The sequence below is a fragment of the Colwellia psychrerythraea genome (genome assembly GCF_000764185.1).
GTDB classification, from domain to species: Bacteria; Pseudomonadota; Gammaproteobacteria; order Enterobacterales; family Alteromonadaceae; genus Colwellia; species Colwellia psychrerythraea_B.
Map to the genome: position 1 here is coordinate 105562 of NZ_JQEC01000004.1, position 24848 is coordinate 130409.

21 protein-coding genes are annotated in these 24848 nt (G+C 37.7%); 15 read left to right on the forward strand and 6 right to left on the reverse strand.

Features of this window, described 5'->3' with window-relative positions; all coding sequences use genetic code 11:
• Positions 1–46: 46 nt before the first annotated feature.
• Together GAB14E_RS19760 and GAB14E_RS19755 are read right to left on the reverse strand one after the other, a co-directional pair.
• A complete protein-coding gene (locus GAB14E_RS19760) occupies positions 47–2308 on the reverse strand; it encodes a carbohydrate binding family 9 domain-containing protein (RefSeq protein ID WP_033080701.1) in 2262 nt (753 codons plus the stop codon).
• A gap of 336 nt (positions 2309–2644) precedes the next feature.
• The gene (locus tag GAB14E_RS19755; protein WP_231561970.1) at positions 2645–3928 is read right to left on the reverse strand and encodes a serine hydrolase domain-containing protein; all 1284 of its coding nucleotides are present in this window, start codon (positions 3926–3928) and stop codon (positions 2645–2647) included.
• 60 nt (positions 3929–3988) lie between these two features.
• On the opposite strand from GAB14E_RS19755, the gene GAB14E_RS19750 reads away from it, so the two are divergent.
• Complete coding sequence (locus GAB14E_RS19750) at positions 3989–4351, forward strand: DUF2750 domain-containing protein (RefSeq protein ID WP_033080702.1); 363 nt, start codon at positions 3989–3991, stop codon at positions 4349–4351.
• A gap of 51 nt (positions 4352–4402) precedes the next feature.
• On the opposite strand, the gene GAB14E_RS19745 is transcribed toward GAB14E_RS19750, so the two are convergent.
• Positions 4403–4744, reverse strand: coding sequence for a GIY-YIG nuclease family protein (locus GAB14E_RS19745; protein WP_033080703.1), 342 nt, complete (start codon positions 4742–4744; stop codon positions 4403–4405).
• 307 nt (positions 4745–5051) lie between these two features.
• On the opposite strand from GAB14E_RS19745, the gene GAB14E_RS19740 reads away from it, so the two are divergent.
• The 4 genes from GAB14E_RS19740 to GAB14E_RS19725 all read left to right on the forward strand — a co-directional run bounded on the left by GAB14E_RS19740 (position 5052) and on the right by GAB14E_RS19725 (position 10096).
• Entirely contained in the window at positions 5052–5618 is a 567-nt protein-coding gene (locus GAB14E_RS19740; protein ID WP_033080704.1) for a type II secretion system protein, read from the forward strand.
• A gap of 151 nt (positions 5619–5769) precedes the next feature.
• On the forward strand, positions 5770–6705 hold the full coding sequence (locus tag GAB14E_RS19735; protein ID WP_052093430.1) for an ABC transporter substrate-binding protein: 936 nt from the start codon (positions 5770–5772) through the stop codon (positions 6703–6705).
• 333 nt (positions 6706–7038) lie between these two features.
• A complete protein-coding gene (locus GAB14E_RS19730; protein WP_033080705.1) occupies positions 7039–8592 on the forward strand; it encodes a glutamate synthase-related protein in 1554 nt (517 codons plus the stop codon).
• A 178-nt stretch (positions 8593–8770) separates the two neighbouring features.
• Complete coding sequence (locus tag GAB14E_RS19725) at positions 8771–10096, forward strand: DEAD/DEAH box helicase (protein WP_033080706.1); 1326 nt, start codon at positions 8771–8773, stop codon at positions 10094–10096.
• Positions 10097–10244: 148 nt separating this feature from the next.
• Here the strand turns inward: GAB14E_RS19725 and GAB14E_RS19720 are convergent, their stop codons facing one another.
• On the reverse strand, positions 10245–11081 hold the full coding sequence (locus tag GAB14E_RS19720) for a mechanosensitive ion channel family protein (RefSeq protein WP_033080707.1): 837 nt from the start codon (positions 11079–11081) through the stop codon (positions 10245–10247).
• Positions 11082–11336: 255 nt separating this feature from the next.
• On the opposite strand from GAB14E_RS19720, the gene GAB14E_RS19715 reads away from it, so the two are divergent.
• Together GAB14E_RS19715 and GAB14E_RS19710 are read left to right on the forward strand one after the other, a co-directional pair.
• Complete coding sequence (locus GAB14E_RS19715) at positions 11337–11792, forward strand: YehS family protein (protein ID WP_033080708.1); 456 nt, start codon at positions 11337–11339, stop codon at positions 11790–11792.
• A gap of 107 nt (positions 11793–11899) precedes the next feature.
• On the forward strand, positions 11900–12082 hold the full coding sequence (locus tag GAB14E_RS19710; protein ID WP_033080709.1) for a DUF3545 family protein: 183 nt from the start codon (positions 11900–11902) through the stop codon (positions 12080–12082).
• A gap of 214 nt (positions 12083–12296) precedes the next feature.
• Here the strand turns inward: GAB14E_RS19710 and GAB14E_RS19705 are convergent, their stop codons facing one another.
• Positions 12297–15188 carry a M14 family metallopeptidase gene (locus GAB14E_RS19705; RefSeq protein WP_052093431.1) on the reverse strand — a complete coding sequence of 964 codons (2892 nt, stop codon included), beginning with the start codon at positions 15186–15188 and terminating at the stop codon, positions 12297–12299.
• A gap of 348 nt (positions 15189–15536) precedes the next feature.
• Between GAB14E_RS19705 and GAB14E_RS19700 the strand changes: the two genes are divergently transcribed.
• The 7 genes from GAB14E_RS19700 (at position 15537) to GAB14E_RS24700 (ending at position 21477) form a co-directional block, all read left to right on the forward strand.
• Positions 15537–16646, forward strand: coding sequence for a MipA/OmpV family protein (locus GAB14E_RS19700; RefSeq protein ID WP_033080711.1), 1110 nt, complete (start codon positions 15537–15539; stop codon positions 16644–16646).
• Positions 16647–16658: 12 nt separating this feature from the next.
• Positions 16659–17090, forward strand: coding sequence for a DUF3019 domain-containing protein (locus tag GAB14E_RS19695; RefSeq protein ID WP_033080712.1), 432 nt, complete (start codon positions 16659–16661; stop codon positions 17088–17090).
• Positions 17091–17178: 88 nt separating this feature from the next.
• Positions 17179–17919, forward strand: a complete 741-nt coding sequence (locus GAB14E_RS19690) for a response regulator (RefSeq protein WP_033080713.1) — start codon at positions 17179–17181, stop codon at positions 17917–17919.
• A 47-nt stretch (positions 17920–17966) separates the two neighbouring features.
• The gene (locus GAB14E_RS19685) at positions 17967–19280 is read left to right on the forward strand and encodes a HAMP domain-containing sensor histidine kinase (protein ID WP_033080714.1); all 1314 of its coding nucleotides are present in this window, start codon (positions 17967–17969) and stop codon (positions 19278–19280) included.
• 65 nt (positions 19281–19345) lie between these two features.
• Positions 19346–19906 (forward strand): class I SAM-dependent methyltransferase, encoded by a 561-nt coding sequence (locus GAB14E_RS19680; protein WP_033080715.1) that lies wholly within the window; start codon positions 19346–19348, stop codon positions 19904–19906.
• Between the two features lie 15 nt (positions 19907–19921).
• A complete protein-coding gene (locus GAB14E_RS19675; protein WP_033080716.1) occupies positions 19922–21016 on the forward strand; it encodes a sugar-transfer associated ATP-grasp domain-containing protein in 1095 nt (364 codons plus the stop codon).
• Positions 21017–21339: 323 nt separating this feature from the next.
• On the forward strand, positions 21340–21477 hold the full coding sequence (locus GAB14E_RS24700; protein ID WP_156115650.1) for a HAMP domain-containing histidine kinase: 138 nt from the start codon (positions 21340–21342) through the stop codon (positions 21475–21477).
• Between the two features lie 21 nt (positions 21478–21498).
• On the opposite strand, the gene GAB14E_RS19670 is transcribed toward GAB14E_RS24700, so the two are convergent.
• The gene (locus tag GAB14E_RS19670) at positions 21499–21996 is read right to left on the reverse strand and encodes a CreA family protein (protein WP_033080717.1); all 498 of its coding nucleotides are present in this window, start codon (positions 21994–21996) and stop codon (positions 21499–21501) included.
• Positions 21997–22572: 576 nt separating this feature from the next.
• Between GAB14E_RS19670 and GAB14E_RS19665 the strand changes: the two genes are divergently transcribed.
• On the forward strand, positions 22573–24549 hold the full coding sequence (locus GAB14E_RS19665; RefSeq protein WP_414734052.1) for a S9 family peptidase: 1977 nt from the start codon (positions 22573–22575) through the stop codon (positions 24547–24549).
• The last annotated feature ends 299 nt before the right edge of the window (positions 24550–24848 follow it).

Below are 24848 nucleotides of genomic sequence, written 5' to 3' on the forward strand. Positions count from 1 at the left end.
TATAGTTTATCTATGACCTATGTAGCTAGATACTTGGTCAGTGAAGCTACATCTGCCAGGCATAACTAAATTTGGTAAATACCGAACGCTTATCTCGGGTAAGTTGCGCCAAGCTATCGTCTTGGTAACCACCATCAGAATAACCAAGGAAAAATAATGTTTGCGGGTTTATTTTATAAGAATAAATTAATTGGCTAGAGAAATACCTATCTTGTGCATCAGGAAGGTCTTCAGGGACTTCCTCAGTATATAAATCTACATCTCGGGCAATACCTGTGTATTGCACCACAAGTTTAAGTTTACTGCGCATATTAAATTGATAACTTAAGCGAACATCAGATTGATGAGCAGTAAATAATCGGCCATCATCCACGTCTAAGTGAGAGTAGTTATAGTTAATGCTGGCATTAATATGCTGATTAACATCCCACTCGGTAAATGCTTCTAAATAAACAACATCACCTAATTGGGCATTAGCAAAATCAATTTGTTTACCAAACTTGAAAAAGGTTCCAACAATGATATTTGCTATTGGTCTTATTTCAACAAAAGTTTTAAATTGAGTTTCGGTAAAGTATTGCTCTTCATACAGCTTTTCACGGTGCACTACACCAAAATTAGTGAAAAATTGTTTTTTTCCTTGCATGGTGCCATGTACTTCATATTCTTCTTCTAACACTTTACCGTCTTGGTCGTAAGTTTTATCCCAATCACCAAAATAACCCCATTGCGTTAAGGTGCCGTCACTTTCACCATAGTAAGTCCTGCGACCACCTAGAACAACTCGTTCTATATTACTTCTTGATTGGAAGCCTAAATCCGCACGAAAGTCCTCACCAATATTGGTGTATCCGGCTTTTAAATTATAATCCCTGGTATCACGAGAGTAATCGACGCTAAAGGCAGTATCTCTTTGATTTTCACTAACATCGAATTCGTCCATCACATCAGCAGTATTTTTAGTGTCCGATTGGGCAACTTGATATTGAATACTATCGTTTTGGCTTAGCCAATAGGTGCCATCAAATGATGCTAAGGTATTGTGATAATTGTCAGACTGCCTGTGAGTCATTAAAACGCCGACATTATTACGTTCACCAACATCCATTTTATAACGAGCGATTGCTACATTCGACTCTTCATCAAGGGTAGCAATGTCAGAGCCTTGATTACCAGGCATTAAAAAGGAAGTATTATTATCATTGGCAATCATTAAACCGTAACTATGCTCATTAGTTTTACCGGTTAGTTTAATGCCACCATCGGGATCGGCAATATTACGAGTATGGACAAAGTTAAAATTCGTGGTATCAAAATATGAGGCGCCATCTAAAAAGAAAGGTCTTTTTTCTGGGTAAAATAATGAGTAGGTATTGTTAACATCAAGTTGTCCTGCATCGGCTTCAACTTGCGAAAAGTCGGGGTTTAACGTGGCATTTAACACTATATCTTGAGTTAAACCCCAGCGAACATCTAGACCAGGCTCAACGTCTATATCACCGTTTTGCCATTCTCCCGGTACATCTGGTTTTTCGTCTGCACGTGACACTGTTAGTGTTGGTGTTAATTGAAAGTTATTACCTGATTTAATCTCCTCAAAACCAATCAGTTGGTGAAACTGACAGAGGTTACATTTTATATCGCGGTCAAAGATATTGGTGGTCATTTGTATCTTGACATCACGAGGGTAATTGCGCCAGCCAGTAATATTCCATACTAATTCTTCATCCGTGTCAGGAAAGCGCAGTGCACTAAAAGGAATACTCATTTCGACAACATAACCAAAGTCGGTAATTTGTCCGGCACTGTCCCAAATTGCATCCCATGAATCGTCTTCATCCCAACCATCGGTATCGTCCATACGAACATCAGCCTGTGCGCCGAGTGGATTGACAAAAAATTCATAACCGCTACGTTCATCGTTAAAAGTATCGACGATTATGGCAACATTATCATCAGCCCATAGATCATCTCGATCGCGTAAAGAGGCTCTTATTTTTTCCGGGTTTGGGTCATAGGCAATAAAGGCAACATTGAATGAAGTACCATTTTCATAGAAAAATACTTCAGTTTTCACTGGCGAAGGAGTGCCATCACCGGGATTCTTTTCATATTTCAATTCCATTTTTGTCGCCGTTTTCCATACGGCTTCATCCATGCGACCATCAACTTTAATTACTGCCTTATTATGAGTTAATTCAAAGCGTTCTCTATCGCCTTGCTTGGCAACAAGGCTGAAGGGCTGTGTTGTGATAACAAAAAATAGTAGGGTATTAGTGAGTTTTTGGCTGTTTTTTATAAAGGACATAGAGAATTATTCGGTTTTATTATTTATATTTATTAGTATTATTGTCGCTTGAAAGAAAAAAATGGTTTGTTACTAGTTGTAACAAAAAGTAACAAAAGGCTGTTTCGTTAGTGGGATTGTCCTGTATATACAATAGGGCTACGACTTGCATCCTAGCCCTATTGTTTTATTTTTTTTTCATATTGGTAACTAATCACCTGAAATAATAGTGTTTTTTGATAGGTTTTTATCTGATTTTTTGGGGATGTTAATAAAGCCAGATGATTTTTTACATATACATATACATTAACAAATGTAACCAGCTCTGTAACAGATGAGTTAGCTTCTGATGGTTATTTATAATGGTTCGGCAAATAAGTTATTTGCTTGTGACCAAAATTGGCTTGATATTTTATTAATGGCATTGGACTCGGCGTTAATTACCATGGCAAAGCCAATATTTAAATCGGGAGAGTAACCTATATCGGCGCGAAATCCGGCAACCCAGCCTGAGTGGTAGATAATTGGCTTACCTTTAAATTGGTAAATTCGCCAGCCGTAACCATAGTGAGCATCGGTTAAGTAGTCACGCCAAAACCGTCGCCGTAAATCTTTTTTAGTTCTAATTCTAGGTGTGGTGAGCTCTGTCAGTAGAGTGGGGGTTAATACTTCTGGATTGTGACCTAAATTGGCAATTAACCATTTAGCTAAATCGGTAATACTGGCGTTAACACCAGCAGCAGGTGCGACTTTATAATAATCTTGGGTTACTTTGACTGTCCGCCAAACATATTTTTTAATCTCCTGACCTTGCTGATCTTTTTTACCTGTGTTGATGCGTTTTCTTAGTATATGCGGCTTAGCTGTATTTTCTTGCTCTTTATAAACATTAATGCCCACGGAAGCATGTGTCATTTTAAGTGGGTTAAAAACTCGCTCTTGTAATATAGCGGCATAACTCTTGTTTTGGCTAGCCTCAATTGCAGGCTGTAACATGCCATAGGCTATGTTTTGGTAGCCATAACATTTCTGTGGTTGGCAAATAGGGGCAATACGATTAAATCTGCCGATAATTTTTTCCATGTCCCAGTTTTCATGAAGAAGATTATCAAAAGCATTAGGCATTAACCCCGTTGAATGACTTAACAGGTGTTTGAGTTGTATTTTTTGTGCTGCGCCATCTGTGGCTAGAACAAAATTAGGTACATATTTGGTAATAGGGTCTGATAGTTTTAATTTCTGCTCTTGTGCAAGCATAGTGGTGATTGTTGCGGCAAAAGTTTTAGATACAGAGGCTAAGCGAAACACTGTATTGTTATCGACATGGTGAGATTTTTTCTTATCCGTATGGCCAAAGTTTTCTAAAGCAATTATATTGTTGTTTTGTACAATGGCATAGGCGGCACCAGGGATATTATAGTGCTTTAGTTGTTCTTTTACTTGCGCAGAAAACTCTTGGTTGAACTGACTAAGAGTACTAGCCGACGAAAGAGATGCGAAACAAAAGGCTAATAAAATGCTGTTCACTCGAGAAAACATAGTAGGACTCAGTATGGGAAAGGCGACAATTCTATAGATTAACGGCGAAAATAAAAAGTCTTTAATGTCATCAATAAGTCTGAGTAAGTCAGACAATAACATGAATGTTGCTGGCAATTTCGCTATAATCGGCGCATTCAATTAATGAGAAGTAATTATTTTATGAGCGATAGCAAAAGTATTCTAACCGCCTTTTTGGCTGAAACTAAACCTACACAAGTTATGTGGGCGCTACAAGATAAAGCGAGTGAAGATTGGGTAGTACTCGACTCGCCTAGCTTTGAAAACACCGATGTGATGCCACTTTGGTCAAGCGCTGAGTTAGCTCAGCAACACTGTATAGACGAGTGGAAAGACTATGTACCTTGTGAAATCACCCTAGCAGATTGGTTTGAATTTTGGCTAGAAGACTTAAATGAAGATGGTGTTATTGTAGGTATTAACTGGCAAGGTGATGATGAGTGTATTGAAGTAGAGTTAAGTGACTTTACCCAGGCACTTGCTGAAATTGAGTCATTAAAATAAGATATTATATCAAGCTAAACTGACTACTCTCGTGGTTAGTTTAGAATAGTATTATAAGGCCGTTAAACTCGGTATCTTCAAGGTTTCTCTTCTAAGTAACTTTGCCGCAACCTCTGCAGGGACTTGGTAAAACTCTTTAGTATATTCCTGAGCCTTCAAATAGGCTTTTATTTGCTTTTTTACTTTGCACGGATTGCTACATTGTAATGAAAAAGCAACGCTATATTCGCCAATAGTTTTTACCGACAATGATTTAGCGTAATTAATTGGATCTTCAGGAGTACAACCAATTCTGACAACATCAGAGAAAAATGAATGGGTCATCACATAAACATTGCCTAAGGGGACATTGTCTGTGTTTGTTGATGATTTGGTGACTTCATTGTTGTTCATCGGTCGATAATTCCAGTTATCTTGAGCATTACTCGTTGTTTACTTTCATTAGTATACCGCAATTTATTCGATAAAGTCATATGCCGCTATGGTTACTTGCCTATTAAGACCTAAAAGGGTTAGTGGTTTAATTAGCTTCTAAAAAAGTATCTAAACTTTTATTAGAGCACTTTTAACTCCGGCCTCCATCATTAAAATACTGTTAAGTTACCTAAGTAGCTACAGTTTACGATAAACATTGCTTCAACTATTAATTTTGGGGTATATCGTATACAATATTTGCGTTGTAATTTTGAGGTATACAAGCATGAAAGCCAAAGGTTTCACTTTAATTGAATTAATCACTGTCATTGTTATTCTTGGCATTTTATCTGTTACCGCTTTGCCGCGCTTTATGAACTTAACTCAAGACGCTCATGATAGTGTCGCCCATGCCACATTTTCTTCCTTTGAAAGTGCAGTGAACTTGTATCATAGCTGCTGGATCGCTAGTTCAGCACCAGGTCATGTAAAAGATCTAACTTGTTTTGGTAGCGGGGAAATGGATTCAACTATTACCGGCTATCCGTTGGGGCAGGATACTGCAACTTCAGGTAGTGATATTGATGGTGAGGTATTAAAGGGCTCTAACTGTGAAGAGCTTTGGCATGGTTTACTTGATGACAAATTTCAACTCGCTATTCATAGTGATGCTGCTTTTACGGCTGAAAACGATATTATCTATTGGTATAGTGCTAAAGATGTAACGTCGCCAGATACACATTGCTATTATAATTATATATCGGATAACCCTGCAAAAGGCCAAGAAAACTGGCAAATGCGTTACTACCCAGGTACGGGCGAAGTTACTGTAGGTAAGGCTACTTTAGGGTAAGTTTTTACTTCATTTTACTAAGAATATTTAACTCCATTTTTGGCTCATAATTATTTTTTAGCATAATTCTATTTCTGGGGGGAATTCATCCCCCTTATTTAACCTCAGCGCTATACTTATAAAACTGTATTGCTTTTTAAGGCCGCTAGAAGTGCGTGTTTCGCTATTAATTATACTCATACTTACCTCTACTAAATTATATTCTTCAGCGGATGAGTCGATAGTTTTGCCGGTAAATCACTGGGCTAGTCAGAGATTGTTGATCAAGATTGTCGGTAATAAAATTGAGCAGTTAGGCTACACCGTTGATTATTTACCAATGAATTCCTCGCTTGAGCTTGCAGCTTTAAGAAAAGGAGTAATTCATTTTCAAATAGAGCTTTGGCAAAGCCATGATGATGGTCCTTTTATGAGGGCTGTAGCTAAAGGACATGTTGAAGATATGGGTCTACACAGTGCTATTGGGCGAGAAGATTGGTGGTATCCAGCTTATGTGAAAGAATTATGTTCTGGTTTGCCTAAATGGCAAGCATTAAAGAATTGTTCAGCGATTTTTAGCCGACAGGGCAGTGGTTCAAAAGGAGTCTATTTTACCGGACCGTGGAATTATCGAGATGCGGAACTTATCAGGGCACTAGAGTTAAACTTTACCATTGAGCGTTTAGACAATGCGCAACAACTTTGGGACGAATTGCGCGCAGCTGAGCAAAATTTACAACCAATAATCTTGCTTAATTGGCGGCCAAATTGGATTGATGTTCGCATCGCAGGAGACTTTATTGAGTTTCCTGCATTTGAAAAAGCTTGTGAGCAAGACCCTTCATGGGGAGTCAACAAAGAGATGACTTTCGATTGTGGTAATCCCAAGGTAACTCTTATCAAAAAAGCAGCTTGGCCAGGGCTTAAAAAGCGGTGGCCTTGTGTTTATCAATTGCTAAAAAAAGTTAATTTAACCACTGAAATGATAGCAGAAGCTTCGGCGGTTAATAGCGTAGATAAAAATACTGAGCAGCAAGCTATAAAAGCATGGCTGGCTAGGTTTAGCGACAAAAGCCAAGACTGGTTAAGCTTTACTTGTCCTAAATAAGTGCTCGGTAGTTACCGTTTATCTTAGCTCTATTTACACACCAGCCTGTGCTTGAAGCTATTTTTGTCTATATTTACCTATATGTTTATTTGATTCTTCAAACTAAGATTTTGATATTCTCTTAGTTTATTTATATCGGCTAACCATTTTTAACGAGTAATGCCAATATCATTAAGTTTGTGATCTTGTTGTGCTTAGAAAAAACAAATCAAAGCAAGATGATCGATTGACTAATTAGCTGGCTAATGGGATTGAGATAACGTCGCTCTGAGGTATTTTAATTAGCACAAATAGGCAATAATTTAATGGAATTGGTATAAATAAGGGCATCCCATGGCAAAAGTAATTATTGCTGATATTAAACCGATTAAAGTGAATTTAGATAAAGGGCAGGAATATTATTTTTGTGCTTGTGGGCGATCACAGAGCCAGCCCTTTTGTGATGGCTCTCATAAAGGCAGTGGCCTTAAATCACAACGCTTTATTGCACAACAAGGCGGCGATGCTTATTTATGTCAGTGTAAACAAACCAGTAATGCACCTTATTGTGATGGCAGCCATAAAAAATTAACAGCTGATAAAATAGGCAGTAAAAAAGAATCGACACTAATTCCCATCACAAATATGCCGATAGCGAGTGAAACGAAAGAAGAGCCAACGGTTGAATTTATTCATCAACTTGCTAAAGAAGGCTTAGCCGGTTTTAGCCAGCATGGTCCAATGACTTCAATGGGCGTGCCCAGGTATCAATTACCGCACTGGGATGATTTGCAAATAATGGTGGCGCAGATGGCGACAAAGCCATTAATGGAGAATATTTCTGTGACCACCGAGCTAGTTATAGGTCCACAAACGAAAAAGCCATTAAAATTAAAAATCCCCTTATTTGTTTCTGATATGAGTTTTGGCGCATTATCCGAAGAAGCGAAAGTTTCTCTAGCATTAGGCGCACAGCTTTCAGGTACCGGAATTTGTTCAGGGGAAGGAGGTATGCTGCCTGAAGAGCAGGCAGCTAACTCTCGTTATTTTTATGAACTCGCCAGTGCAAAATTTGGTTTTGATGAACAGCAGTTGAAAAAAATTCAGGCATTTCATTTTAAAGGTGGTCAAGCCGCAAAAACTGGTACTGGTGGTCATCTACCCGCTAGTAAAAATGTTGGTAAAATTTCACAAGTTAGAGGGCTCACCCCTGGTAAAGCAGCGGTATCACCACCAACCTTTAAAGACTTGGTTAGTGTCAGCGATTTTAAAGACTTTGCCGATCATGTTAGACATATAACTGGCGGAATTCCCATTGGTTTTAAATTAAGTGCTAACCATATCGAGCAAGATATTCAATTTGCCTTAGATGCCAGTGCTGATTACATTATTTTAGATGGTCGCGGTGGTGGCACAGGCTCAGCACCAGAGATGTTTCGAGACCATATCAGTGTGCCAACTATTCCAGCGCTTGCTAGAGCGAGACGCTACCTTGATAAAGTTGGGGCTAGTGGCCGAGTTACACTCATTATAACCGGTGGTCTTCGTGTACCAATGGACTTTGTTAAAGCGCTTGCACTGGGAGCCGATGGTATAGCAATAGCCAATAGCGCTATGCAATCAATAGGTTGTGTTGCGGCACGAATGTGCCATACCAATAATTGTCCTGCGGGTATTGCCACACAAAAGGCCGATTTACGCCAACGTTTAAATATTAAAAAATCATCGCAACAATTAAGTAATTTCTTTGATGCCTCAACACAGCTGATGCAAGTAATGGCACGTGCCTGTGGTCATCATGACTTAAACCAATTTAATCTAAATGATTTATCGACTTGGCATCGTGAAATGGCGTTACTTAGTGGCGTACATTATTCAGGAGTGCTTGCTCCAAGGGATTTATCCTGAAATAAATTCAAAAAGTGAAGGTTAAAATTAATACACTTTTTATAACCATGAGCTTTGCTTCTAGGCTTTGTTGATTGCTGCTATAATGCAGAAATTATTATGCTGTCAGCCGATAACCTATCAGTTAGTTCATTAAATATACTGAACCAGACAGTTTCTTTTGCTCTCGAGACACCTTATGTCCTTCTCTACACTTAAATTATCCGCGCCAATTTTAACCGCTTTAGCTGATTTAGGTTATGAAAAACCTACCGCGATTCAAAACAAAGCCATTCCTCACGTTTTATCGGGGAGAGATATTATTGCCGCCGCGCAAACCGGCACAGGCAAAACGGCTAGTTTTGTTTTACCTTTGTTAGAGCAACTTAATAGTCGATATAAAAAAACTAACCAAAAGCTTCGTGGTAAACGTATTCGTGCACTTATCCTCGTTCCTACTCGAGAATTAGCAGTGCAGGTTGAAGCAAATGTCGTTCAGTATGCTCAGCATTTAGATATTAGCTCGATGGCAATGTATGGTGGTGTTGATGCACAAGCGCAAAAGCAACGTTTGATTTGGGGCATAGATATTCTTGTTGCTACACCAGGAAGACTGTTAGATATGGCGCATCAAAGGGCGTTATATTTTGATGAACTAGATATGTTAGTGCTAGATGAAGCCGATAGAATGCTTGATATGGGCTTTATTGATGATATTAATAAAATCATTGAACGTTTGCCTGAACAACGTCAAAACCTATTGTTTTCTGCCACCATGTCAGAAGATGTTCGAGGATTAGCTAAAAGGACCATCCATAAACCCGTTGAGCTTAGCATTGCTGGCGATCAAGCATCTAAACCTAAAATACAGCAATGGTTAGTTACTGTAGATAAAACGAATAAGTCGGCATTGCTGAGCCATATGATTAAAGAATTAAGCTGGCAGCAGGCACTTGTTTTTATCGAAACTAAACATGGTGCAGCCAAACTTGTTAGTCAGCTAGAAAAACGTGGCATTACCGCAGAATGCATTCATAGTGGCAGAACACAAGATATTCGTGAAAAAATACTTAGCGATTTTAAGTCTGGAAACATTAAATTTTTAGTGGCAACTGGTATTGCTGCACGCGGACTTGATATTGGTGAGCTCAGTCTTGTGGTAAATTATGATTTACCTGCACAAGTGGATGATTATATTCATCGTATCGGCCGTACTGGCCGAGCAGGCGCGACAGGGGAAGCGGTATCTTTAGTGGCTAAAGATAATTTTAGAGAGCTTTGTGCTATTGAAAGTCGTTTAGGTCATATTATTGAGCGTAAAGAGTTTAGCGAATTTCCAGTGAAAAAGGTGGTACCTGTCTCTGTTTTAAACTTTGTGCCTAAAAATGTTAAAGCTAAAAATAGTCAATCAAAAAGCACTCAAACACGCAGCTCTAAACCACGAAATTCATCACCTAGAAGTACCTCATCTCGAAGTAACCCGGGCCAAAACCCTCGGGCCAGAAGTCCATGGTCTGCTAAATAAGACTTTAAATCGAAAGCGTATTTCAGTTAAATAAAAGCCGCCTCAATGCTAGTATTGAGACGGCTTTTCTCTATTCTACTTTGCTATGCAAGCTGCTGTTGAACAGTGGTAAGCAGTAGTCAGTAACTTAGACTACGATAAATACTTGTTATGACTGAATCAAATGTACATCGCGTTGCGGGAACGGAATCGTAATAGCATTTTTATCAAGGGCTTTTTTGATGCCTTCATTAACTTCAAAGTAAACATCCCAGTAATGCTCAGGTAAACAATGTGGTCGAACAGCAAAGTTAACTGAGCTGTCAGCCATCTCAGATAAACCGACAAATGGCGCGGGTTCCTGCAACACTTTGTTATTGTTAACCAATACCTGCATTAATACCGCTTTGGTTTGATCAATGTCTGCGTCATAAGAAACACCAGCGCTTAAGTCGACCCGAATTTTACCTTCAACTGTATAGTTAACCACAGAGCCATTAGAGGTAGAGCCATTTGGGATGATAATGCGCTTTGATTGTGGCGAAAGCAAAATAGTATTAAAAATTTGTACTTCCTTAACAACACCTAAATGACCTTGAGACTCAATCAAATCACCTACTTTGTAGGGCTTGAATATCATAATCAATACACCACCCGCAAAGTTGGCTAAACTGCCTTGTAATGCTAAGCCTATCGCTAAGCCAGCTGCACCGAGTACCGCAATAAATGAAGTAGTTGCTATACCAATCATAGAAGCAACAGAAATAAACAGTAGTAATTTAAGTAACCAGGAAACTAAGCTACCCATGAAAGGTATCAAGGTTGGGTCAACCTTTGAACGCTCCATCGATGCTTGAACTAGTTTACTAATACCACTTATGATCCATAGGCCAATTAGTAAAGTAAGAATCGATAAAACGAATTTTGGCGCATAAGTTAGGCCAAGTTCATAGGCTTTCATGGTGAGGTTTTCGAGTTGTGTGATAGAGCTATCCATTGTACTCATTGAATTTCCTTTATTAACAATGATTAAAGTCGATTATATTTTATACTTACTAGTAAAAAATACAATCTATGCTTTTTTTAAATTGGGATATTATTTTTTATAACTTAGCTAATTCCACTTTAGTATTAGCAAAATTCATTTTTTCAATCAAAGCACGCTTATCAGCGCAGAGTCAGTTATAATGTCGGCATCTTTTGAAAGTTATTTCAAACAGCTATACATAACTATTTAAGCAACGACACTTTAGGTTTTTTAATGATTAATAATGACATCCTACGCCGCCTCAGTAATATTTTTGACTTAACGGATGAAAAAATCCGCACTATTTTTGCTTTAAGCCAATGTGAAGTTACTGAAGAGCAGTTAGCAAACTATTTCAAAGAAAAAGATGATGCTGCCTATCAAGAGATACTTGATGTAGAGCTTGCTAGTTTCTTAAATGGTTTGATTATTGATAAAAGAGGCCCAAGTGATGGTCCTGTACGCGAAACAGAGGAGCAATTAACTAATAATATGATTTTTAATAAAATTAAAATTGCTTTGTCTTTGAAAGCCGAAGAAGTGATCAGCATTCTCGAACTTGCAGATCTAAGTTTAGGTAAATATGAGTTAAGTGCTTTCTTTAGAAACGTTAACAATAAGCATTATAGAGATTGCTCAGATGACGTTTTATCAACCTTCTTAAAAGGTTTGAAAATAAAAGCTTCCTAGCTTTATTTAAACAGTCATTAAACTGTCACTTTTGTTTCATATTACTTTCATCTATCTCCCTTACATTGCCAATTAACGTTAACAATTAGCAATGCAAGGGAGATAGTATGAAAGATAACTACTGGCAGGAAAGTGAAATATTAGATGATGTCGACGAGCAAGAAACAGCTGATCGAAGTAGTAGGTCTAAAGGTAAAGTACGCAAACGCAAGTGGCGCGAAATTGAAGCAATAAAAGAGCAGCGACGTTTACGCAGAAGTTTAGCTGATTTCGAGCAGTATTCGTATTAACTAATGTTGACACTGATATCGACATTGCGGGATTTCGGTTTTTTATTCATTAATACAACCACATTGCTGATAATCTACCCGCTTTAAGTCATGTAAAGATACACTTGAGCTACATTACGGTGTGACCCTAATAATTGTTGTTTAATGTCATGTTTTATTGATAATAGTTAAAGCACCATCTATTGATGATGCTTTAAATTGTGCAGTTTTATCACTAAAGCTTAATTACAGTGGTCGCGCCTAAGCCTGGACCGTAAACAATTGCATTGAGTAGTAAACGGGCAGTACCTTTAGTTGCTCCGCGAAAATTAGGCTTATTGGCAAACATAATAATTTGCCCATTCCCTTTTGGCTCTTGCGTTAAATAAGCTGCATTGGCAAGTCGCTGCGAAGCTTCAGGCCAAATTAAACCACTCATACGAATATATAAATCATTACCTTTGGGGGTCGTGCTCCAACCAATTTGTTGGGCTTTAGCTTTTTTGTTTTTAGTTAATACACCATAACGAACCACGGCATTTGCGCCATCTTTCGCCATAAATAGTGGAGCATTACTGGTTAATATAGGTAACTGTTTCTGTACACCAAAAGTTAACCAATGTTTTTGGTCAGTTCTTGAGGCTACCATAGCCCCTGAAGGCATGAAGTTTTTACTCCAATCATCCCAAGCTGTCAATTGCTCTTCTTCCATAGGTTTTAACGCTTCGTTATCACTCCATGGAAACCATAAATCAGTGGCAACTTTATGAGCATTTATCTTATTGTTATTGGTAATGGTTTTTTGTTGCGCTAACCATTCTCTATATAAGGCGGTGTTATAGTCAGCAGCGTGTTCAAAAGTATCACTTAACAATTTAACTTGTGAAAAGTCTTCTTCATTGGCTAGTTGTTTGGCTGAATTACCATTAACGATTAATGAACCGCCATTTTTGACCCAATTCTCAAGTAATGAAATATTCGATTTTGATAATGTACCGTAATAACGACTTGGTACTACAATGACGTTGTATTGGCGCAAATCCATGTCATTGAGTAGTTCATGACTTAAATGGGAATGACGAACGCCTAGTTGTGTATCGATCATGTGCCAAATAGAGCCTAAATCCTCAACATTAATACCATTTTGCGATAGTAGTGCTATTTGTGGTTGTTCGAGTAGCTTAAAATATTCGCCGCCAATATCAGGTAAATCACTTTCTCCTAAGCCTTGGTTGATCGCTTTAACTTGCACGCCGGTATCTTGAGCTGCTTGTTTAATTAGCGTCAGTAGTGATTTTTCTTCTAAGGTATTGTCGTATAAATACACCACAATTGAACCACGATTAAAGCTGTGTTTATTAAACAAACCTTGTTTGTCTAATATTCTCACTTTAACATTTTGTTCCATTAAACGAGCGGCATAACCTACTGAAGCATCACTGGCACCATCAACAATGTAAGCGATAGCATTATCAATATTTTTGATATCCCCTGAAGCGGGCTTTACAAAGGCGACTAAATTTTTTGTCATGTGTTGAGGTACTTCTAGCGCCGCTAAGCCGTACATCATGCTTAGGTTCCAGGCGGTAGAGTCATACATTATCGAGCTTCCATCACGTAAGGTTTTTTGTCGTTCTTCTAGCAGCACCTTGTCACTAATTTTGGCGTCAAATTCTAAAATAGCTGAAATAAGTGGTGCTTCATATTGACGGTTTTGAATAATAATTGAGCCTTTGGGGACTTTAGCCTCTTCAATTGTTTGCCCTAAATGGTTAACAGCGTCATCAACGGTTTGTGCTTTCGATGTTTGCTGGTATTCAATACCTTGTAAGTCTAATAAATATAAAAAGTCATTTAATCTGCTGGTATTATCAGTCGGTAAAATAACAAAACTTTTATTGGCGTATTTGCCTTTGCTTGCGACATGCGACATACGATTTTTTACAAAATCATTAAAAATATCCCTACTATGCCTTTGTAATGATTTTAAGTTAGCGATAGCACTGACAAATTGATGATCAACGGACTCTTTATAGGTGCGAATGTTACCATTTTGCGTTTTAATACCATCTTCAGCCGTTCTTGCTTGTTCATATAAAATATTAATAGAGCCACGATACTCAGAATAATTGGAATAACCAGGGTATAAATTTTCAAACCATTCGCCTGTGTAATATGGCCATTGTTTTTGGTCATAAACACCAGCTTGCTCTTGTGCAAATATATTACCCCAACGTTTTAAGCTCGCTGGAATGTTACTATTAATAGGCTCTCGTGCGGGACCAAAAAGGTAGGTGTCATGTGCACCCATTTCATGGCCATCAATCATCAGTAACGGGTACCATTGATTAATTGCTTCTATTCGGCCTCGAGATTCCGGGTTTACCGCAAAATAAAAATCACGATTTAAATCATATAGGTAATGATTACCACGACCGAAGGGCCATTCACCACTGTGTAGCAATGATTGACTATCTACATTTGGCGCTGCACCTCGGTGCTCTTGCATGCTTTTAGTAAAACGTGCTCTACCATCAGGATTCATCATCGGATCAACCAAAATGACTAAGTCATCTAACAATGAGGTAACATCAGCATCTTCTGAGGCGAGTAAATGATATATGAGTGCTAGTGAACTGTCGGCGCCAGAAGACTCGTTGCCATGAATGCTATACGCCATCCAAGCGGTGGCCGGTGTTTCATTAATCAGTGATTTAATTTTATTGGCGTTAAGTGATTTAGGTCGACTTAGTTGCGCAATATTATTTTTTATTTTATCTAAATTATTGAGGTTTTTTGCCGAGCTTATTACTAAGTAATTTAATGCTCGCCCTTCATAAGTGCGAGCATACTCAACAATATTGGCTTTGTTACTTTCACGGGCCCATTTATTTACTAAAGCATTTATTTGTTCAGGGGTTGCGGTTTTATGGCCGACCTCAAAACCAAGTACTGATTTTGGTGTGCTTATTTGGCTGTTATAATTACCCATTAATAAACTTGGGTAATTAAGGTTCTTGTTGGCGGTTGGTTTCATCAACACAGTTGCAAAAGTAGTAATTGATAACAGTGAGAGGGATGCACATAACACCCCTGAGAGTAACTTATTAAATGGTGAACTCTTCATAATCATCCTTTTTATCGTTATTTTTCTGCAACCACTATAACCAGAAATGAACAAATGTCATCTAGGTTGTTCACTGCATCTTTATTGACGTAATATTGGTTAAATGTTACTGGCTCAATTTTGCTTTTTATCTAATAAAGTGAATCATTTATTAAACGACTATTCAGCTTCTTTTTAAAACCCCCCATCCTTAGTTACGTTTTTCTTTATTTCGGAAGGTGTAAGGCAATGTTATCATTGCGTTAGAATATGATACAAATTGATACATTAGCTTAATTTGTGTTACGTCTATTTTTTCAATGCTTAGTTAGTATTACGGTAACAAACAAAGACGTTCACAGGGAATTTATGAAAAATATAATTAAAACAGCCGTAGTCAGCTTAGTTGCCAGCAGTGTTATGCTAACTTCATTTACCGCTAGCGCAAATGAAAAGAGTGAAGAGAAAAAAGTTATAACAACAGAGCAAGTTGATACTAAGAGTAGTGATAGCAATCAAGAACAAAATGCTAAAAATCAGGTTGCAGACAATAGTGAAAATTCAGTTACATCAGCGGTAAAAGAGGATAATCAAGCAGTAGCTAAAGAAGCCATGCAAGAAACCTCAAAAGACACAGTGGCAGATAAAGAGAGTCATGACGGTGATGACAGCTCATTTTGCTTCGGCGATTGTGATGATGAAAAACATCAATCACATAGTTGTGATGATGACGATGATGATTGTGAAACTATTCATCGCTTTTTTGAAAACCGTCGCGATGGTTTTTATGTTGATGTCAGTGCCATAAGCAGTGTTGGTGATGATTATGCCTATGCGGCTAATGTTGATACCGAATCAGAATTTGATGTTGCCATTAGTTACCGAGTCCAGTTATTGGGCTTATTTATGGAATCACCAGGCATTAGCACTCGCCGAATTCAAGGCATGTATTCAATGCCGGCTTGGGGAGTAAATTTTTATAATAGTGAAGATTATTCTTTTGATTTATTTTACCAATACAGTACTCGAGGCATTGAAGGTTTAGAAGGTATTCAAACCCGTAATGAAGATGAACGTGCAGGCCTTAGAATGACAGGCTTTTATGAAAACTCTCAACTGCAAATGATATATTCACCAGTAAGTCGTAATGGCGAAGGCAGTGATGGCATCGAAGCTTCTATTTCATACAGTTATAATTTGCAGTATAGAAATACAAATTTCTATACTAATTTAGGTGTTCAGTATCGCTCAAAAGAAGTAACTCCTTATGGTGTACAAACCTGGGTTGAAGATGATTTATCAACCTCTGCGGGTATTAGTTACTCGGCTGAACTCGGGGTAGAATACCCATTAACTACAGATTGGGTGATAGGCAGTTATGTTGGTTATAACGCATTGTCTGATCGTAGTATAGCTGCACGCCAAGATACTGTGGAAGATGGTTACCGTGCAGGCCTACTACTAACGTTTGTTTTTTAGAGGACCATATATATGCTCTCTATAAAAATGAAAAAGCGGCTACAACGGCTGCTATTACAAATAAAAACCACCAGCTTATTGATGTTATTACTCGTAATAAGCTCGGTGGCAAATGCCACTGATATTCAAGCGAGTATGCAGGTAAGTCCTGAGCAATGTGTGGCAATGCGCCAAGGTCAGGCTTGTTATGTTTCAGTACAGTTAACTTGGCAAGTTTCAACGCCTGGGAATTATTGTTTATATACAGCGGGTACTGCTAAGGCACTGAATTGCTGGGAAAATACCACTACGGGTGAATTGAAGAAATCATTTGATAGTAAGGTCAATTTAGAGTTTTCATTAAGGCGACAAAATGAAAGTTTATCGGTAGCTACCGCCGTAGTCAAAATGGCATGGGTACATAAGAAAAAAGGTCAGCCAAGAAAGTCATGGCGTATTTTCTAATTACAGAATGAAAGCTGAATTAATTGTCTAATGAACCATTTTAATTTAGCTAAAAAAATAGCTGAAACAAGCAAAGGGAAGAGAGTAGATGGTAACGCAAACCGGCTCGCATATTTTATTAGTGGAAGATGATATCGATCTTGCTGAATGGATAGCGGACTATTTAACTGCACGTGATTTTAATGTAACAACATGCCATCGAGGCGATGAGGCCGTAGATCTTATTGGTTCACTTAATCCTGACATTGTTTTACTCGATGGTATGTTACCAGGGTTGGATGGACTTGATGTTTGTAAAGCAGTGCGAGCAAGCTTTACTAACCCCATCATTATGATCACTGCACGTGATGAAGAAATTGATGAAGTGTTAGGTCTAGAGATGGGAGCAGATGACTATATCACTAAGCCCGTTCGGGCAAGAGTCTTGCTTGCTCGGATTCGAGGTTTACTTCGCCGTGAAGAAAAATCTCGCTTTGAAAGTAGCTCAAATCAACTCAATGTTGATGCACTTGAGTCTAATGGTTTGCTTAAATTTAATGGTTTAGTAATAAGTGAGCAGGCCAGAAGTGTCATGCTTGATGGTCAGTTAATCAAAGTATCTTCTAATGAGTTTGATGTTTTGTGGTTTCTTGCCTGTAAAGCCGGACAAGTGGTGTCGCGAAAAGAATTGGTCAGCCATTTCCGTGGCTTTGACTATGATGGTTTTGACCGATCAATTGACCTACGCATATCAAGGTTACGTAAAAAACTTAAAGATGACTCATCAGAGCCTTTTCGTATTAAAACCATTTGGGGTAAAGGTTACTTATTTGCCAATGATGTTTGGTAGTTAGCGATACATGTTTTATTTTATGAACTTTTCAGGGTTAACTATTTATGCGTAATTTAACGCTTTCTCTACTAGCAGTAGTACTTATTGCTACTATTGGTTTAGGTTGGATGTTTGATGGTATTTATAATCAATACCTAAATCAAAATGATGAGCAAGATCAACACCACTCTTCGACACAGCAACAAGATGCCATCAGTGTTTTAGAGCAAGTAGGTACTCACTTGGCCGTTGCCCTGTCGACACTCGATAATCGTCAAGAGTTTATTGATAAATGGCCAACTGAAGACACATTATCATTACGCTTACAGCCATTAAAAAACTTTCCGTTACCACCAGCTTTACTTAATGATTTAACTGCCGGTCAGCCGTTATTGCTGGAAACCGATGACAGTATCGCCTTGCATTTTTATCTTGCTCGTACGGATGAACTTCTGGTGTTATCCACGCCGCCACAAATAACGAGCCAGAATAACTCGTTATTGCCTATTTTTTTGACCAGTTTATTTTATCTGGCGGTATTATTGTTGATGTTACTTTGGTTATACCCACTTGCAAAAAGGTTGATGACTTTAAGACAAACTGCGAAATGCTTTGGTGAAGGTAATTTAAACCAGCGTATTAATGTCGGCACGATTTCATACATCCGTGATTTAGAATTAGAATTTAACCGAATGGCACAACGTATTGACGATTTAGTTACTGATATTAAGTTACTCAGTAGTGCAGTTTCTCACGATTTACGTACGCCCCTTGCACGCATTCGTTTTGGTATAGACACTATTGCTGAAGAAGATGATCCGGTATTACGTAAAAAGTTTGAGCAAAGGATTAGTGATAATGTAGATGAAATGGTCGACTTAGTCGAAAGTTTATTGAGTTACGCTCGTTTAGATCAAACCTTAATTACGCTAAACAAAGCGCCTGTAGATTTTAAGGCACTGATTAGTAATTGTATAAAGAACAAAAGCCAAGATGATATTGATCTGACTTTTCATGCACCACAACAACGGGTAATGGTTGATGGCGATCTTCCTTATTTAACTGTATTGATCAGTAACTTATTACAAAATGCTTATCAGTATTGTCACAGTCAAATTCAAGTCACGGTAGTCGAACTGGGCAATGACATTGTTGTCACTGTTAGTGACGACGGTCAAGGCATTGCCGTCGAGCAAAGAGAACAAATTCTGAAACCCTTTATTCGCGGCAATGGTAATGAAAAAAAGGTAAAAGGTTACGGTATGGGTCTAGCCATAGTGAAACGTATTGTTGAATGGCACCATGGCAATATCACCATTGATAATTCAGAAAGTTTGACTGGTGCACAATTTAGCGTGACTTTACCTAAGCCTTTATAAAATTTGATTGTTATTAGTTATTCATCTACTTTTTTATTAGAGTCTAATTATTATTTGGTTTAGCGATGTTCTCAACCTACAAAGATATTATTGATCAACGGGCTGAGTCTTATCATAAAGCCATGACGCTTTCCCCACTTGCTCGACAGCAAGAACTTAACTGGTTAATTGAATATTTAGCTTCTTATAACCCGGTTAGTACTAACAGCACCGCTCAAGTATACCTTTTTGATCAGTTGCCAATTAAAAGACATAGCATAGATAGGTTAGTTTTTTTTGCTGCTATTCATCATATAGGTAACAGAGAACAAGTTTTTTCAGAGTTTATACGGGTATTTAAGTCCCAGGAAAAAATCATTAATGAGGCGGGGATTAATCACCTTTTATTTAATAAAATGGAAATTGACTCTATTAATCGACTTAACATATACAATTATTTCAATGGTATAACTTACACTGTGTTTTTTTGTCGTTTGTTATTTGGTTTAGATCAGGCAAAGAATGGAGATATATTAGCAGGTATCGACACCCATTTAATTATTTGTTTCGAAAGTGGCAAGGTCAAGTGTGAATGGCAATTAGTATATGTCGTCAAATCCCTCCAAGCACTCAAAGTGTGTAATTAAATTTTGGCATCTTTATTGAAAATACCTAAACCTGTCTCCTATAAAAATAGCATGCTTGATAAGGTCATTTATGTTATCCGTTTAAGTCGTTATATTTCTCAGCGTGAAAATATTAGCCTACTAACTTTATTCTTAGAAATGTTAGTGCTTTATATAACGAAGCGCCTTGGACCTTTACTTTATTTTGAGGCTAGGCTTTGGAGGAAAGGGCTGTCATTACGCAAGAAAATGCGTTATTTCAATGAAAGCCAATATAAGCGACGTATTAATGAGCTTAATCCAGAGGCTTATCGTAAGTTTTCAAATAACAAATTGGTTGAAAAATCCATTTTGACCTTATTAGGTATCCCAACAGCAGAGTTTATTGGTTACTTACACTCAGCGACAGGATCTGATTGTGAAGGAAATCAGCTGATAAATTGTCAGCAATTTAAAGATTTTTTACTTCTTCATGATGGTGAGAAGTTATGTTTTAAATTAACCGAAGGTTGGGGGGGGACTGGTTTTCTTGCTGTCCTCGTTTCAAAAGGTGAAAAAGGTTTGTATTTATCTTCGTTAGTTGAAAAAAGTAAAAAAATACCTGTCAATAAATTTTTTGATATGTACTTATTAAATAACATTCATCACGGTTTTGTTATTGAGTCTTATATAAAGCAGCATGATATTTTGGCTAACTTGAATGAGAGTAGTGTAAATACCTTAAGAGTTTGGGTTATTCAACAAGACGAAAAAGTAAAAGTTGTTGGCGCTCTCTTACGGCTGGGACGTGAAGGGCAATTAGTAGACAATAGTAATCAAGGAGGGATTATTTGTTTACTAAACTTAACTACAGGAAAAATAAAGCAAGGTATGACTACAGGTATTATTCCTTGTGAATTTGATAGGCACCCAGATTCAGGGGCACAACTTTCAGGCGTGCAATTACCCTTTTGGCGAGAAAGTATGAATCTTGCAAAGTCTTGCTTGAGAGTTTTTCCAAATACAAATTTTGTCGGCTTAGATATAGCTATTTCAGTTTCAGGGCCTATCATAGTAGAGCTAAATCAAGAGCCTGATAAGGTTGGTGCTAGAAGTTTTGATCAGCCACATGCAGACTTATTAAGATATTAAGATATTTGTTTAATTACTTTCATGTGATGTCGCAAGCAGTATTTTAAAAACTGGTTAGTAATTGTATTAAAAATAAAAGCCAAGATGATATTGAGCTGACTTTCCATGCACTACAATAAGTAATGGATGATGGTGAACTTCCTTATTTAACTTATTAATCAGTTGTTTATTATAATATTCTTATCAGTATTCTCACAGTCAAATTCAAGTCACGGTAGTCGAGCAGGGCATTGATCTTGTTGTCACTGTTAGTAGCGATGGTCAAGGCATTGCCCTTGAGCAAAGAGAACAAATTCTGAAACCCTTTATTCGCGGTAATGGAAATGAAAAAAGGTAAAAGGTACTGTTTGGGTCTAGCCATAGTGATACGTATTGTTGAATGGCACCATGGCAATATCACCATTGATAATTCAGTAAGTTTGACTGGTGCACAATTTAGCGTGACTTTGCCTAAATCCTAAGTCACACCTTGGGTTGTCATGCTAATTATTTATTTTAATTACCTCGTCAACATAGGCCTTTGTTCCCCACAATGGTACAGTCGACAGGCTGTGCTTGTAACTACCATCTGTTTCTTTGGTTGTGTATGAAAGGTAAAGCAGAGTTTGGTTTTCAGCATCATAAATACGTCTGACTTTCATGGTCTTGAAGAAGATACTTTTCGACTGTTTGAACACTACTTCACCAGATTTACTCTTATCTATTGTCGATATCATTGCAGGGGTTATATCACCTGTTTGACGGCAAGATATTGAACTATCACTGGGGTCAGACAGACTTAAATTAGCTTCAATTGATGCTATGTGACAAGTTACTCCTGAAATTTTATCGTCATCTAAAGACGACACTTTTATGTCCTTTAGCGTAAAGAACCCTAGCGATACATCACCAACTTCACTCTTCGATAAGCTTTTAAATATGAGTAATGCGATAACTAATAAGATGATGATTGAGCTGTAAATTTTTATTTTTTTTAACATGTTAATTTCCATTTTAATTGTTATTTTATCACTGTCACGGATGGTTGAAGTGACAATAAAATGAATAAATGACTTATTGAACCTCAAGGTTGGCTAAATATTAATTGTCATAAGCCTTATCTAAACTAAAAGGTCTTATAACTGCTTAAATTTATAGTGGACAGTATCATTACTGTTATTCGCTTTTCTTATTGAAACATATTTTTAGTAGTCTAATTTAATTGATCTTCAAGGGCTAGCTAGTATTGTGTGTATTACATCAGTTAACAGCCCTTGCCAGAGTGGTTTGGTGGTTTTGGTTACAGTTTTTAATAATAAGTCACACTGTTTAGTCAATGCTTGCGACTAATGAACCAAGATACAAGGTAGAACCCCATGGGAACTCATGTGTAAGCGCGTTATTTTGTATACAATGTTAGCCTTAATAAAACCCTTAATCAGATCAAGGTGAGTTTATCTCAGGCGCACCTTCTGTCATGGAGTAAACCAATGCGTTTTTTGTCACGCTTTTCTTGTCAATTAGTTTTGGCTGTTAGTGTAGTAAGTACACCATTCATTACCGTAGCTAATACTGCGATGAACAGTCTTTTCGAAGCTAAAGATATTTTTTCACTCGAATATGCCAGTGATCCGCAAATTTCACCCGATGGCAGTAAAATTGTTTATATTAGAAATTCTAACGACATCATGACTGATAACAAGAATAAAAACTTGTGGTTGATTGATGTCGACTCTAAAAAGCAGGTACCTTTGTTCTCTGATGATAACCAATATTCCCAGCCGCGCTGGTCAGCCGATGGTGAAAAAATTGCATTTATCAGTAACCTAACTGGCAGCTATCAAGTACACGTGCATTATCTAAAGCAAAACCGCACAGCGCTAGTTAGTCAATTACAAGCTGGTATTGGTAGTTTGACTTGGTCACCGGATGGAAAATGGTTAGCGTTTACCCAACTTGTTGCTGAAAAAGCAACAGTGATTGCCAAAATGCCGATAAAACCTAAAGGGGCTAAATGGTCTAAACCTGTAATAGTAATTGATCGAGCGTACTATCAAGCAGATGGTCGAGGTCTAGTTAAACCTGGTTATAAACATATTTTTGTTTTACCGAGTGAAGGTGGTACGCCGCGACAGCTTACTCAAGGTGATTTTCATCACAAGGGGAAATTGACCTGGAGCAAGGGCAGTGATGCTATAGTCTTTTCAGCAAACCGCATAAAAGAGTGGGAATATAAGTCACTTGAAGGTGATTTATATCAGGTAAACTTATCAGGTGGTGAGCTTACGCAGTTAACCTCAAAACCAGGTAAAGAGTTTCATCCAGTATTTTCACAAAATGGTAAGAAGCTTGCTTTCTTATCTACATCAAATGCACTAAATCCATACCGTAATGCCAAATTAAACATTATGGATTGGCAAACTAAAAAAGTAATGACTGTTGCCAGCGACTTTGACCGTTCGATTAGAGATCCACAATGGTTATCTAGTTCTTTATTAGCAATAAGTTATGATGATTTTGGTAAACGTAAACTGGCGACAATAAGTACTAAAGGAAGAATAAAGGATCTCACCAATACCCTTGCAGGTTCTAGCATTGGTCGCCCTTATATTAGTGGTAGCTTTACTGCTTCAAACGAAGGTTACATGGCCTTTACGCAAGGTAGCTCTTCACGTCCTGCGGATGTTGCGGTAATTAATACTCGTAAAAAATCATCGAAGTTAACGCAATTAAATGAAGATCTATTTGGCCACAAAACCTTAGGTAAAGTACATGAAGTCAACTACAAATCGTCATTTGATGGTGAGCCTATTCAAGGTTGGTACATTACCCCACCAAACTTTGATCCTAAGAAAAAATACCCGCTGATATTAGAGATTCATGGTGGTCCACATTTGGCCTACGGCCCACATTTTTCAGCTGAATTACAACGCTTTGCCGCACAAGGCTATGTGGTTTTCTATGATAATCATCGTGGTAGTAGCTCTTATGGTGAACGTTTTGCCATGTTATTAAAATATAAATATAGCTCTAAAGAAGACTTTGCAGATCATAACTCTGGTGTAGACGCCATGGTTGCCATGGGCTTTATTGATGACAATAACTTGTTTATTGCCGGTGGCTCAGCGGGTGGTATTGCAACGGCATACGCTATTGGTTTAACTGACCGTTTTTCTGCCGCCGTAGTGGTTAAACCTGTAATAAATTGGTTAAGTAAGGTACTTACCGCTGATAGTGGCTTAGGGCAAATACCGACACAGTTTCCGGGCATGCCATGGGAACACGTTGAGCATTACTGGAAGCGTTCACCTATGTCATTGGTTGGCAATGTTACTACCCCAACCATGTTAATTACGGGCGAAGAAGATTTACGTACACCTATGGCGCAAACAGAACAGTTTTATCAAGCACTAAAATTGAGAAAAATTGATACCGTATTGATTAAAGTACCAGGAGCGCCACACGGTATTGCTGGTAAGCCATCAAGAATGATAACTAAGATTGAGCACAGTCTTGCTTGGTTTGATAAATACAGTAGCGACTCAGAAAAATAACCTATAGTAGTTTCATTTACTTCGTTATCATTTTCATGATGACAAAGTAGTAGATAACTTAAAAACCAAGCTGCAAATGCTTGGTTTTTTTATATCTGCTTTTTATTATAGAAATCCCTATAGCTGTCGATAACACTCTATAACTATTGATTATTTCATAATATGAAATTAACAAGCCAACTATGGAAATTTATTAAAAGAAAGATTCTAATTGGTCTATAGTTAAATTGGCTTAGTCATTAAATTAAATGAGCTGAAATTATTCATAGTAAGTGTATATAGTCGAATATTTTTGAGTT